11 protein-coding genes are annotated in these 14301 nt (G+C 44.2%); 9 read left to right on the forward strand and 2 right to left on the reverse strand.

What is annotated here, in order from left to right:
- Window positions 1–70 precede the first annotated feature (70 nt).
- Complete coding sequence (locus BMX50_RS08915; RefSeq protein WP_091210140.1) at window positions 71–421, reverse strand: hypothetical protein; 351 nt, start codon at window positions 419–421, stop codon at window positions 71–73.
- 212 nt (window positions 422–633) lie between these two features.
- Here BMX50_RS08915 and BMX50_RS08920 point away from each other — a divergent pair, with 212 nt between their 5' ends.
- The 7 genes from BMX50_RS08920 (at window position 634) to BMX50_RS08950 (ending at window position 8693) form a co-directional block, all read left to right on the forward strand.
- Window positions 634–957 (forward strand): hypothetical protein, encoded by a 324-nt coding sequence (locus tag BMX50_RS08920; RefSeq protein ID WP_091210141.1) that lies wholly within the window; start codon window positions 634–636, stop codon window positions 955–957.
- Window positions 958–1031: 74 nt separating this feature from the next.
- On the forward strand, window positions 1032–3545 hold the full coding sequence (locus BMX50_RS35050) for a TonB-dependent receptor (protein ID WP_091210142.1): 2514 nt from the start codon (window positions 1032–1034) through the stop codon (window positions 3543–3545).
- A 527-nt stretch (window positions 3546–4072) separates the two neighbouring features.
- Complete coding sequence (locus tag BMX50_RS08930; protein ID WP_091210143.1) at window positions 4073–5050, forward strand: alpha/beta fold hydrolase; 978 nt, start codon at window positions 4073–4075, stop codon at window positions 5048–5050.
- 153 nt (window positions 5051–5203) lie between these two features.
- Complete coding sequence (gene tsaE, locus BMX50_RS08935; RefSeq protein WP_091210144.1) at window positions 5204–5620, forward strand: tRNA (adenosine(37)-N6)-threonylcarbamoyltransferase complex ATPase subunit type 1 TsaE; 417 nt, start codon at window positions 5204–5206, stop codon at window positions 5618–5620.
- A gap of 53 nt (window positions 5621–5673) precedes the next feature.
- Window positions 5674–6900, forward strand: a complete 1227-nt coding sequence (locus tag BMX50_RS08940; protein ID WP_091210145.1) for an alanine dehydrogenase — start codon at window positions 5674–5676, stop codon at window positions 6898–6900.
- 1 nt (window position 6901) lies between these two features.
- A complete protein-coding gene (locus BMX50_RS08945) occupies window positions 6902–7585 on the forward strand; it encodes a M15 family metallopeptidase (RefSeq protein ID WP_091210146.1) in 684 nt (227 codons plus the stop codon).
- Between the two features lie 109 nt (window positions 7586–7694).
- Window positions 7695–8693: a YihY/virulence factor BrkB family protein gene (locus tag BMX50_RS08950; protein WP_091210147.1), complete on the forward strand. Its 999-nt coding sequence runs from the start codon at window positions 7695–7697 to the stop codon at window positions 8691–8693.
- Between the two features lie 112 nt (window positions 8694–8805).
- On the opposite strand, the gene BMX50_RS08955 is transcribed toward BMX50_RS08950, so the two are convergent.
- Entirely contained in the window at window positions 8806–10131 is a 1326-nt protein-coding gene (locus BMX50_RS08955; RefSeq protein WP_244280905.1) for a D-alanyl-D-alanine carboxypeptidase/D-alanyl-D-alanine-endopeptidase, read from the reverse strand.
- A 59-nt stretch (window positions 10132–10190) separates the two neighbouring features.
- On the opposite strand from BMX50_RS08955, the gene BMX50_RS08960 reads away from it, so the two are divergent.
- Complete coding sequence (locus BMX50_RS08960) at window positions 10191–11441, forward strand: aspartyl protease family protein (protein WP_143065128.1); 1251 nt, start codon at window positions 10191–10193, stop codon at window positions 11439–11441.
- A gap of 95 nt (window positions 11442–11536) precedes the next feature.
- The gene (locus BMX50_RS08965; RefSeq protein WP_091210150.1) at window positions 11537–14179 is read left to right on the forward strand and encodes a zinc-dependent metalloprotease; all 2643 of its coding nucleotides are present in this window, start codon (window positions 11537–11539) and stop codon (window positions 14177–14179) included.
- Window positions 14180–14301 lie beyond the last annotated feature (122 nt).

The raw sequence follows: 14301 nt of genomic DNA on the forward strand, positions 1-14301 counted from the left end.
CTCAAAAGCCATTTACAAACACATTGGCCCTTTGCCAACCACTCACTTAATCAACTCAATAAACCACTCACTATTCTACCCCATCCATCTCCTCAAAGTAATTAACAATGAGCGATTTCATCATCATTTCCTGTTCAAGCAGGGTATAGTTTGGGATCACTTTTACACGTTTCCAATGCGGCCAGCCATCCTGGTCAAGGCCTTCGAGCTCGTAAAAACCCATCATACTCATTAAGCGGCAGGTGGCAATATGCATCAGCTCTTCCTTTTGGCGCTTGCTGAATTTCCGCGGGCCCTGCCCCAGTTCCTGCACACCGATCAAAAAAAGCATCACTTTTATATCGGGCTTCTCGTTGTCAAACTCCTCAGCTATCCGCTGCTGCAGCACTTCCCATTTTTTATTGATCTCGGCAGGTGTCATAGGGTGCAAAGATAGGTTCATTGGTTCATTAGTTCACTGGTTCATTGGTGAAAAGTTTGATAACCCTATTTTAACAGCGCTATACGGGGGAAGGACAAATAAACTAATGAACCAGTGAACTAATGAACGATCGCATTATTGTTACAATGTTGCATTAATATTCGCGTTTTAATACTTACTTTTGCTGTATTCCGTTATATGGAGTGTTGACTGTGAAAAAAAACCGCCTACATATTGTATTTGCATGGCTGCTGCTTGTTTGCTTTGTGGCCGGGCAATATATGGTTTATTCGCACCAGCATACGCTTATTAAAGGGATCACCAAACACAGCCATCTGGCCCAGGGGCAGCAAACCGTCAAAGAAAAATGTTTGCTGTGCGATGCCATGCACCACACCGATGCTGTAGTTGTTAGCAATAACACATTTTTAATACCCCTCGCAACATCCGATCATGTTTTTAAAGCCGGCGATTACGATTTTATAAGCATTGCGCTTATCCTTTCGGCCGGAAGGGCGCCGCCGGTTATGGCATAATTCCGCTTTATCTTTTCCTTAAAAACAACGCCGTTGTCATTAACGGTATCTATCGATTTTCTTAAATTTTCATCATGAAATTAAAGCTTATAAGCTTCATTATATTATTAGTATTTGCTCAATCCATAGCATTTGCCAAAAGCACTCTTACCACCATAAACAATAACACCGACGATGCCATTGGTAGCCTTTCGGGCACTATTACTGATAAGGCCGATGGCAAACCGATCATTGGCGCAACAGTAAATATTCCGGATTTACGCAAAGGGGCCATTACCGATGTAAATGGTAAATATAGTTTTGGCAACGTGCCTAAGGGTGTCTTCCTGGTGCAGGTAACCTATATAGGTTACTTAACCGTTAACCAAAGGGTCGACTTTTCAAAAACGAGCGTATTTGATGTTAAAATGCAAACCTCATCGCTCGAAGCCGGCGAGGTTGTTATTACCGGCGTAAGCAAAGCCACCGAAATAAAACGCAGCCCCGTACCGATGGTTGCAGTAGGCAAGGCCTATTTGGAGCAGCGTGCAGCATCGGGTAACATTATCGACCAGATAGCTACATTGCCCGGCGTAAGTGCGGTTACTACCGGCCCTAACGTATCAAAACCCTTTATTCACGGCCTCGGCTACAACAGGGTGATCACCCTGCAGGATGGTATCCGCCAGGAAGGCCAGCAATGGGGCGACGAGCACGGTATTGAAGTGGATCAAAACTCTATCGACAGGGTAGAGGTGATCAAAGGCCCGGCAAGTTTAACCTATGGCTCGGATGCTATTGGCGGTGTTGTAAACCTGATTACGCCGGCACCGGTACCCGAAGGCAAAATCCTCGGATCGGTACAAGGATTGTATGGAACTAACCAGGGTTTATATAACGGCTCATTCAGGTTGCAGGGTAATCAGAATGGCCTCATCTGGGGTACAGTAATTTCGGCCAAGGGCAGTAAAGATTATCAAAACGAGCATGACGGTCGCGTTTATGCCACCAACTACCGCGAAAAAGATGCCCGTGTAATGGTGGGCCTTAACAAATCATGGGGTTATTCATACCTGCATGCCTCGCTATTTGACGATGAACAAGCCATTCCCGACGGCAGTCGCGACTCGCTTACCCGCAAGTTTACCCGTCAAATTACCGAAGATGACGCCTTCAGACCAATTGTTCCGACGTCTGTTTTAAACTCGTACAGCATCCCAACATTGCATCAGCACGTACAGCTTTACCGCATCTACAACAACAGTAACTTTATTTTAGGTAACGGAAACCTGGCAGTTAACCTTGGGTACCAATATAGCCACCGCCGGGAATATACACATCCCGAGGCCGGCGATATTGCCGGGCTTAACCTGCACCTTACTACTTATACTTATGATGTTAAATATAACTTTAACATCGGTAATGAGTATGAAACTACCTTTGGCGTTAACGGACAGTACCAAAACAATACCATTGGCGATGCCACTGATTTCCCGATACCGGCTTATCACCAGTTTGATATCGGCCCGTTCTTTGTTATCAAAAAGAGCTTCGGCAAGCTTGACCTTTCGGCAGGTGCGAGGTATGATACCCGCTCATTCAGTAATGCCGCTGCTTATGTTGATACACTTGGCCGCAACGGATTTCCGCAGTTATACACCGGCAGCAATCCCGAAACAGCAGCAAACGTTACTAAACAGTTTGATGCCTTTAACAAAAGGTTCAGCGGTTTTTCGGGCAGCTTTGGCGCAACCTATAACTTATCGGATGCATTCCTGATTAAAGGTAATATCTCGCGTGGTTTCAGGGCACCGAGCATTGCTGAAATCTCCGCTAACGGCCCGGATCCCGGTTCACAGATCTATCACATCGGCGATAAAAACTTTAAGCCCGAGTTTAGCTTGCAGGAGGATATCGGCACATTCCTTACGCTGCCAAACATTTCGGCCAGTGTTGAGGTATTTAACAACAACCTGTCAAACTACATTTACCAGCAACAGGTGTTAGCTGCCGATGGCAGTCCGGTTTATACCCAAGGCTATACCACGTTTACCTACGTACAAAGCAAAGCCCACATTTATGGCGGCGAGGTTAATGTTGACCTGCATCCTATTTCATGGCTGCATTTTGAAAACGCACTAAGCCTAACTTATGGCGAAAACAAAGGCAACGGCGGCCCGGTTGCCGATAGCTTAAAATACCTGCCATTTATCCCGCCATTGCACACACATTCAGAGTTACGCGGAACATTTAACGGCGGCTTTGGCAAGGTTAAAAGCATTTATGCTTTTGTGGGCTTTGACCATTACAGCGCACAAGACCGCTTTTTTGCAGCTTACGGAACAGAAACCTACACAGCAGGCTATAACCTGTTAAGTGCAGGCTTCGGCGGCAACATTGTTAACAAAGCAGGCCAGCCGGTTATTAAGCTTTTTGTTGAAGGTACCAACCTTGCCAATGTTAACTACCAATCAAACATGAGCAGGCTCAAATATTTTGATAATCCTAACGTGCCCGAAGGTGTACACCCTGGTATATACAACATGGGCCGCAACATCAGCTTTAAAGTGGTTGTTCCCTTTGGCTTTAACAGCAATAAAAAATCCTGATCTGGTTTAAACTATTAACTGAAGGTCCCGCCGTAATGGTGGGACTTTTTTTGTTGTCTCGCAAAGGCGCGAAGTTTTCTCTTAGAAGCCGTTTAAAAACGAATAGAAAGTTTTTTGTAGAGACGCATCACATGCGTCTCCCGACTGACAGGCCGATTTAAAGGGTTTCTAATTCTGTCGAAAATTGCACGCGGGAGACGCATGTGATGCGTCTCTACATTTAAATTTGATCAATATCGCTTACTGGTAGATAAAACTTCATTGCCGTTGGTTTTAACCAACGGAATAATGAGCAGCAATAAGAGGGCTTCAGCCAAAATCCGCTTGCATAATTTGGCTAAAGCCAAGGCTTTTCAGCTTATTTTCCGTTGGTTAAAACCAACGGCAATGAACATTTTTACTTTCCAATAGCATCTTACCGTCTTTGCGAGCTTATTACCGCAGACGCCAACCGTCACCCCCAAGTCAAACTCCCCTTTCAGGCCGCCGCGAGCCAAACATTTAATTTCATCACCTGTATCTTCTACATGCGTAAAATACTATTACTCCTTATTCTTATATCCGCAATCATCACAGTCAACGCCCAGTCCGATACCCTTTCCGTCACGCTCGAAAATGTAAAGTACCCATACCCGGTAACCTTTATGCCTATAAAGGTTGAAGGACAGGACATCCGCATGGCTTATATGGATGTAAAACCGGCTACTCCAAATGGTAAAACAATCATGCTTTTCCATGGAAAAAACTTTGGTGGTTATTATTGGAAAGATGTAATAAAGCTATTAACCGATAAAGGCTACCGGGTAATAGTCCCCGATCAAATAGGATTTGGTAAATCATCAAAAGCGTTTATTCATTACAGTTTTCATCAGCTGGCGAGATTTAATAAAAACCTGCTGGATAGTTTAGGGATACAAAAAATCACGCTGATGGGGCATTCTATGGGTGGGATGCTGGCTACCCGTTTTACATTAATGTACCCCGACAAGGTTGAAAAACTACTGCTTGAAGACCCCATCGGCTTGGAAGACTACCGCACCTTTGTGCCTTATAACAGTGCCGAAGATGACTACAAAGCCGAGTTAAAAACCAGCTACGAAAGCGTTAAGAAATATTACCAAACATCGTATTTCACTTCATGGAAACCCGAATATGATTATTTGGTAAACATTGGTGCAGGGGTAAGTAAAAGCGCCGATTTTCCGCGCTATGCTAAAGTTGCTGCCCTCACCTTTGAAATGATCTACGAACAGCCGGTTTGTTATGAGTTCGGGCTTATTAAAGTCCCCACAGTGTTGTTTGTCGGTAAAGAGGACAAAACCATTGTGGGCAAGGCCTTGCTTAGCAACGAAGAAAAAGTCAAACACGGCCAGTATAAAATATTAGGCCCCGAAACCGCCAAAAAGATCCCGGGCTGCAAGCTGATCGAATTTGACAATTGCGGGCATATCCCCCATATTGAAGCTAAAGAGGCCTTTTTTAAAGCGTTGACAGCTAATTTATAATTTAGGGATTTTGAGTATTTTTGAATCAGTGCTACCATGCATAAAAAAAAACGTCATTGCGAGGAACGAAGCAATCGCGAACTATACAGGGCGGACCTGCAAGTAGGGGATTGCTTCGTTCCTCGCAATGACGGAATTTAAATTTATTACACTGTGCAACTATCTGTAAATTCACTATCCCAGTTACCGCAGGCTGCCGAAGCTATTCTTGCCGGTTCGGCGGGGAATAAAATTTTTCTTTTTTATGGCGAAATGGGGGCCGGGAAAACCACCCTTATTAAAGCACTATGTGAGGCTTTGGGTGTAACCGAACCGGCTACCAGTCCAACGTTTTCCATCGTGAACGAATACATCGGACACCAAAACAGGATCTATCATTTTGACTTCTATCGCCTCAAAAACCAAACGGAAGCTTTGGATATGGGCTATGAAGAATATTTTTACAGCGATGCCTACTGCTTTATTGAGTGGCCCGAAAAGATTCCCGACCTGCTTCCCGACCACTACGCCAATATCCGGATCCAGGTTTTGGATAGCAATTCGCGAAGTATCAGCATCGAAAATATTTAGTTTTATCATCCGTCGTTTTTTATTATCTTCAACAGCCTTTAAAACAATACATCATGAGTTCAGGGATATACAGCGGGTTTTCGGATATTGCCAAACAAGCAATGATGCAACCCCAGGAGTCGTTGCTGGAGGTAAAAAGTAAAAAGAACAAGCTGTACATCGGCATTCCAAAAGAAGTTTCCTTCCAGGAAAACCGCGTGCCTTTAACCCCGCTATCGGTGGCCTTACTGGTTAATAACGGACACGATGTAATGCTGGAGAGCCATGCGGGTCAGGCCGCCAATTTTTCGGATAAGGATTACAGCGAACAGGGCGCGCAAATAGTTTATGATACCAAAAAGGTGTATGAGGCCGACATTATCATTAAAATAGCGCCGCCTACTCCCCACGAAATTGAGATGATGAAACCAGGGCAGATCCTCATCTCCACCCTGCAAATGGCTACGCTTAAAGCCGAAAGTATCCATGCCCTGATGGTTAAGAAAATCACGGCACTAAGCTTTGAGCACCTTCGCGATGAGGGCAATATACTTACCGTGGTAAGGGCCATGAGCGAAATTGTAGGCGCAACATCCATACTCATAGCCGCCGAATATTTAAGCAATGTTTTTGAAGGCAAAGGCCTGATGCTGGGTGGCATAACCGGCGTTCCGCCTACCGAAATTGTGATACTTGGTGCAGGTACGGTAGGGGAGTACGCCGCCCGAACAGCCATATCCCTCGGTGCCGAAGTTAAGGTATTTGACCCTTCGATATACAAGCTTCGCCGTCTGCAAAACAATATAGGCAACCGTGTTTTCACTTCGGTAGTACAGCCCATTGTATTGGAAAAAGCTATTACTACATGTGATGTGGCCATAGGCGCGCTTCGGGCCGAAGACGGCCGCAGCCCCTGCATTATCTCCGAAGAGACGGTTAGCCGCATGAAACGCGACTCGGTTATTATCGATGTTAGTATTGATCAGGGCGGTTGCTTTGAAACATCCGAAGTTACCAATCACACGCACCCGGTTTTTCGTAAGCATGATGTTATTCATTATTGTGTACCCAACATTGCATCGCGTGTAGCCCGCACCGCTACATATGCACTCACCAATATTTTTGCGCCAATACTGCTTGATATTGGCGATATGGGCGGCATTAAAAACCTCATATGGCAAAAATCGGGCGTGCGTAACGCGGTTTATATTTACCAGGGGCAACTTACCAATAAACACATTGGCGAGCGCTTCTCCATACCCTGTAAAGACCTCGATCTGCTTATCGTATCGCACAGGTAATATGGCCCGGAAGTTTTTATTGCTGTTGATATTTATTGCCGCAACATTTCGTGTTAGTGCCCAGCATTATAAATACATCGACAGTACAAAAATTTGCGATATTGCCCGCTATAAACTACAGGTTAAGGCTAACCCTGATAAACAACTGGTTGAAATAAAAAAATACATTCCAGAGATTGCCTTAGACCTGCGGTATGCCACTACCAACAATTTTATGCACCGCCGTATGTATACAACGGCCAAAGCTTATGCAAGGCTTCCGGTAGTGAAGGCCTTACAGCAGGTTGAGGCCGAATTAAAAACGCAGGGCCTCGGCCTTAAAATTTATGATGCTTACCGGCCATATTCGGTTACGGCGAATTTTTACGAAATGGCGCCCGATACCAATTTTGTTGCCGACCCGCGCAAAGGATCAAAGCATAACCGGGGCTGTGCCATTGATCTTTCGGTCATTAACCTTAAAACCGGCAAAGAACTGGATATGCCAACCGGCTTTGACAGCTTTAGCCGCAAGGCCGGCGCAAATTATATGGCTTTACCGCAACAGCAAATTGACAACCGGGAGCTGTTAAAAACCGTAATGGCCAAATATGGCTTCAAGGTGATATCAACAGAATGGTGGCACTATGACTTTACCGGCTGGGAAAAGTATGAGCTGTTGGATATTCCGGTTCAGGGACTGTAACCCTTTTGATACTCCATTAAAATTTACAACTTTTATTACAGCCTGCTTACAAAAGGCATCAATATTGCATAATCATCCACAAACAGATGTTAACCTTTAATCTATCCGCATGAAGTTTTTTAGCAAAGAATATTTTAAACAACTATGGAAGGTACTCCTGGCATCCTTCACTGGCTTTTCAAAAGATAATGGCTTAAAATTAAGTGCTTCCCTGGCTTATTATACTGTATTTTCTATAGCACCTTTGTTAATCATCGTAATATCGGTAGCCGGTCTTGTTTTTGGACAGGATGCGGCAACACATCGCCTTTACCCTGAAATTGTTCGTTACGTTGGCAAAGGGCCGGCAGCCCAAATCCAGGATGCTTTAAAACATCTTGCATTGTCCGGAAAATCGGGCATTGCCGTTGTTATTGGTGTGGTAACGCTGTTATTGGGAGCGAGCAGTATTTTTATCGAAATCCAGGACTCGCTCAACATGATCTGGCGGGTTAAGGCTAAGCCAAAAAGTGGTTGGGTGCAGCTGTTAAAAAATCGCTTCGTATCATTTTCGCTCATCATAAGCCTTGGTTTTTTATTATTGGCGACGCTCATTATCAATATCGTTATAACCGCTGTCCAGGACCAGATCCAGCGCTTTTTCCCCCAGATCGACGCTGTAACCAGGTTCCTTGTTAAAGGCATAAACCTCGGCATTACCCTGGTGGTGATCACTACTTTATTCGGCATCATATTCAAGTTTTTGCCCGATGTTAAGATCAAATGGAAAGATGTACGCAGTGGTGCGGTATTTACGGCTATTCTGTTTATGATTGGCCAGTATGCTATCAGCCTTTATATTCAATATACAGCACAAGGCTCGGCTTATGGCGCTGCGGGCTCTATCATTGTGATCTTAGTTTGGATCTATTATACATCGGCCATTTTATATATCGGCGCAGAATTTACCCAGGTATTTGCCGAAGCCAGCGGAAGCCATATTGAGCCTGCAGATTACGCAGTACATATCCAACAAACCGAGATTGAACACAGGGTAAAAATTCTTCCCGCACAAAACCCGCAACTTGAAGGGAATTTGAAAAAGGATGAAGGAGAGGGGAAGGGGTAAAAAACATGTCATTGCGAGCGTAGCGTGGCAACCGCACGGAAGCATAACCGCCCTGTATAGCATGCGATTGCTTCGTCGTGCCTCCTCGCAATGACATAGATTTAATATCTATTTAAAACTCTTCATGTATATACGTCATAATCCTCACCATCTCATCCCTTACTTCACGGGTTGAGCGGGTGAAGTTGTTGTTCATGAATGCAAAAGCCAGACGTTTGCCTTTGCGGGTTACAATGTACCCGCTTTGATTATGGTTGTTGCTCAATGATCCGGTTTTAGCCCATACAAAAGGCTGCCCGTTATCGGTTTTATAGGCGCTTTTAATAGTACCGGCCACGCCACCTATCGGCATCATGCTATGCAGCAGGCTTTCATCTTTCACTTCGTCCTGAATTTTGAGCAGTAAGGCTACCATATCCCTGGGCGTAAACAAATTATAGCGCGATAAGCCCGAACCATCTACCCATTGCGGCGCATCGGGCAAATCACTCAAAAAATGTGCTTTTGAATAGTTAATCACCGAGTCGGTGTTGAGCGTATTAAATTTCATCGATGAGCATACCAGCAGCAACTGTTCTGCAATAAAATTATCGCTTGGCTGCAGCATCCGCCGGTAAACCGAATCGGCATTGGCGTTGTAAATAATTTTGGCATCAGCGGCCATAGGCTCCTGCAATAATGATACAGGCTTTTTCAGCGTATCCTGCAACAGGGCCATGGTCAATTGCAAGCTTGTTTTCCAGGGAATTTCCTGCTTGTAATTTTTAGGAATCTCTCCGGCAGGGTATACAAAATTATTGCTGATAAAATCGCGCTTTACCTTAAACTGAGCAGGGCGATAGTTAATATCGGCATTCAGAAAACGCTTTAAATAGTTGGGCTTCACCTGCATGTTACCGTCGTTATCGGCATATAGCTGGGCTACATTATCTTCAATAGGCAGGGCGGTTATTTCGGCCTGGTAATAATCATTGTAATCGTCCCAACCCCAGCCGGCGCCAAAAAACTCACCGGTATAATTTCCGGGCGAGTAAAAAAGCTGTTTGCTGCTTCTCTTCAAAAAGTTAAGCCCATTTATCCCTTTCAAATCGCTGTGCAAAAAGGAGGGGTCGCCGGTACCCCAAAATATCAGCGAGTCGCCGCGGGTTTGATACCGCAATGCCGGGATCGAATCGCCCAACATTTTCAAACAGGTATAAAAAGTAAAAAGCTTGGTATTGGATGCAGGGGTAAAGTATTTATCGGCATTTAGCTCATATATCATTTTATGATCATCCAGGTCATAAAGGGCAAAACCAGTAAAGTGGTCGTTAACAATCTGCGAATGTTTAAACAGCTTTTTAACCTTCCTTTTTTTTATTGAACGGGCATAAACAGTATCATGATAAAGGGATAAAACACAAACAATTAACAGAAATGAAATTGTTGATTTTCGCATAATAAAATAATTATTTAACAAATAAATCTCGTAAATTTAATATACCAACTATAACCACTTTGTTACACAAGCTATATTATAATTTACGCCATCCGGGGGCATTGTGGCTGGCATTTGTGTTAACATTTTGCTTTGCAACCACAGCCCGGGCCCAGTACTTTGATCTTGATGTACATAAAAAAAAGGTGAATATTCCGTTCAAGCTGGAGCGGAACCTGATGATCATTCAACTCAAGATCAACCATAAAGGGCCCTTTAATTTTATATTGGATACCGGCGTAGGGCTCATGATCATAACCGATCCTAAATTAGTTGATTCCATCAGCATTCCTAATAAGCGCACATTAAAAATCCCCGGCCTTGGCGAAGGTGATGACTCCGAAGCCTATGTAACTTCAACCTTAGACATTGCCATACCCGGCCTGGTTAGCTATGACGTTGCTGCCGCCATCTTGAAAAAAGATGTGTTTAACCTTTCGGGGTATGCCGGCATGCCAATTCACGGCTTGTTGGGATACGAGTTTTTTAACAACCTGGCCGTAAAGATCAGTTTCCAGGACAGCGTAGTTACCGTATGCCGCCCCAAAGACCTTAAACCTTTCAGAAAAGCCAATAAAATCCCGATGTTGGTAGAGGACAGAAAAGCATACGTTTATGCTAAAGCCTTTATGCCGGGCATTGCACCTATAAAAACTAAACTGGTTGTTGATCTGGGAGCCGGGCATCCGGTATCAATTGAGCATTATATCGAAACTTATGGCCTTCCGCAAAAGTTTATTGCCTCGGCCAATCTTGGCATCGGCTTAAACGGGCCCATAAACGGCTTTATAAGCAGGATGGATGAGTTTGATTTAGGTAAATTCAGGATGAAGAAGGTATTGGCCTCCTTTCCCGATGACAGGAACAACCAAACTAATTTGACCGTGAAGCGGGACGGGAACCTCGGCGTTGGTATATTAAAGCGGTTCACTGTTATTTTAGATTACCCCGACAGCGTCATGTATTTAAAACCCGGCTCAACCTATAACGATCCCTTTGAACATGACATGAGTGGCCTTGAATATTATGCGGCAGGCGATCACCTGGAAAGGATCGTGATCAGCAGGGTAGAACCGGGTTCGGCAGCCGATGAAGTTGGCCTGGAACGCGACGACGAGATCATATCCATAAACTTTAAACCGGTTTCAAGAATGAACCTTCAGGATATCGATGAACTTTTCAAATCAAAAGACGACCGCAGCCTGCTGCTTGAAGTATATCACGATAAACGTGTTGATAATGTTGTGCTCACATTAAAACGCCGCATATAATTAATAATATCTGTTATTTATTGCTGATAAAACGCTTTATCACTAAAAAAAGACCTGTTTTTTATATAAGTTTACGGTTAAAACTATTGTAATAAATGAAAAAACATTCGCTGCCGGGTATTTATTTGCGCGGCTCAGTACTGGCACTTGCTGTTTTGGCTGGCTCATGTGCCACAAAAAAGCAAACCGCAAACCAAAGCCTTACCCTAAAAACAACTACTACCCCTAACGGCACCGTTTCGACAGCAACAACCGGAGCTCCCAAAAAAGAGGGTATTAAAAAGTTCAGTGATCTTATCCCGGCCAAAACCAAGGCTGATAGCGGCCTTTTCAACACTTATAAAGTTGATGGCAAATATTACTACGAAATACCCGATTCATTAATTAACCGCGAAATGCTGGTGGTTACCCGTTTTGTAAAAACACCGGGCGGCCTAAAAACCTTCGGGCAGCAATACGGCGGCGAAGAAATTAACGACCAGGTTTGGAAGTGGGAAAAGCACGACAAGCAGGTATTTATCCGCGTACCAAGCTATTCGTTACGTGCCGATAGCACCAGCGACATGTACCAATCGGTTAAAAACTCAAATCTTGATGCTATACTGGCCTCTTTTGAAATAAAGGCCTTTAATAAAGATACCACTGGTGTTTTAATTGATGTTACTGATTTTTACAATGGCGATATTGCTGCCCTTGGTTTATCTGACGATATCAAAAAAGCATACAAAACCATGGGGGTTGATAATTCGCGCTCATATATCGACACCATTAAAAGCTTTCCGATAAATATTGAGGCACACACGCTAAAAACCTATCGTGCCGGCGAGTCGCCTACTGATAATAGTATTGCGGCCGTTACATTTGAGTTAAACACCTCAATGCTGCTGTTACCTAAAGTTCCGATGAAATACCGGATCATGGACCCACGGGTAGGCTTTTTTGGTCAGCGCCAAACAGATTACGGCACTAATGCTCAAAAAGCCTTAGTTACAGCCTATATTCACCGCTGGAGGTTAGAGCCTAAAGATCCTGCCGCCTATGCAAAAGGCGAACTGGTTGAACCTAAAAAGCAAATTGTATTCTACATCGATCCGGCTACGCCTAAAAAATGGGTACCTTATTTAATACAGGGCGTAAACGACTGGCAAAAAGCCTTTGAAGCGGCAGGCTTTAAAAATGCCATCACCGCTAAAGAAGCGCCTACTGCCAAACAAGACCCTCAGTTTAGCACCGAAGATGCGCGGTATAGCGTAATCAGGTATTTTGCATCAGATGTTGAAAACGCCTACGGCCCTCACATTGCCGATCCGCGCAGCGGCGAGATCCTGGAAAGCCATGTAGGCTGGTACCACAACGTTATGCAGCTACTGCGCGACTGGTACCTGATCCAAACTGCAGCCGTGAACCCTAACGCCCGCCATGCACAATTTACCGACGATCAAATGGGCGAACTCATCCGCTTTGTGTCATCGCATGAGGTTGGCCATACCTTAGGTTTGCCGCATAACTTTGGCTCGAGCTACGCTTACCCTGTTGATTCACTGCGATCAAAAACATTTACCGATAAACATGGTACCGCACCATCTATCATGGATTATGCCCGTTTTAATTACATAGCGCAGCCCGGTGATGGTGTTACACACCTGTATCCGCAAATAGGGGAGTATGACGACTGGTCGATTAAATGGGGGTATACCTGGTTCGCGGGCAATAAAACTCCTGAACAGGAAAAAGAGATCTTAGCTGTATGGACCAACAAAAACGCCGGTAACCCTATTTACTATTTCGGTCGTCAGGGCACATCTATCGACCCTCGCTTGCAAAATGAGGATTTGGGCGATAATGCCATGAAGGCGAGTGCTTATGGCATTGCCAACCTGAAACGCATTTTACCGAACCTCGAGAAATGGTCATATAAAAAGAATGAGGATTATAGCGACCTTAATGAACTATATAACGAGGTTTTAGGTCAGTATTACCGTTACATGGGCCATGTAACCACCAACATTGGCGGCATGAACGAAAACTTTAAAACTTACGATCAAAAAGGTCCGGTTTATGATTTTGTGAGCAAAGAACGTCAGCGCGAAGCTGCCTTATTTTTAAACCAACAACTATACACTACGCCATTATGGCTTATTAATAAAGCCGAATTGGCAAAGTTTGATAACGGTGTTATCATAAACCGTATTAAAGCCATGCAGGTTTCATTGTTAGGCAACGAGTTAACAGCTTCAAGGCTTGCGCGTATGTATGATAACGAAGCCAAAAACGGTGCTAACGCCTATACTGTTGCCCAGCTATTAACCGATCTGCACACGGGTATATTTGGCACAAGCAAACCCGATAGCTACCAGCGCAACCTTCAAAGAGGATACATTGAAAACCTGAAAGGTTTGTTAAATACAGATGCAAGCTTTTCATTCCCGGGTGTATCAAGTGCACAGCTGGCAAGCTGGGGCTTTACGCCTATCAACATTGTGTTGTCAGATATCAGACCGATGGTACGTGCCGAGTTAAAGAAAATTGATACAGGTTTACCCAAAGGCGGCGATGCCATGACAGCAGCACATTACGCCGATCTTCACCTTAGGATAAAGGAAGCCCTTAACCCAACAAGGCCAATTGTAAATGTTGGCGGAGGAATGGGCAGAGGCATTAACGATAGCAAACCAGCTATACTGAATGAAAAAACAGGAAGTATGAACTGCTGGCCAAGAACCAATGTTGAAAACTAATTTGACATAACAGTTCAAAAATTCTTCTTAAAATCCTGCCTTATTTTAGGGCGGGATTTTTTATTTCATGGCCATATTAAAAACCCCGCCAAATTGTCTTAATACAACAGAGTATCGGCTAC

It is taken from the genome of Mucilaginibacter gossypiicola, assembly GCF_900110105.1.
In the GTDB taxonomy this organism is placed as follows: domain Bacteria; phylum Bacteroidota; class Bacteroidia; order Sphingobacteriales; family Sphingobacteriaceae; genus Mucilaginibacter; species Mucilaginibacter gossypiicola.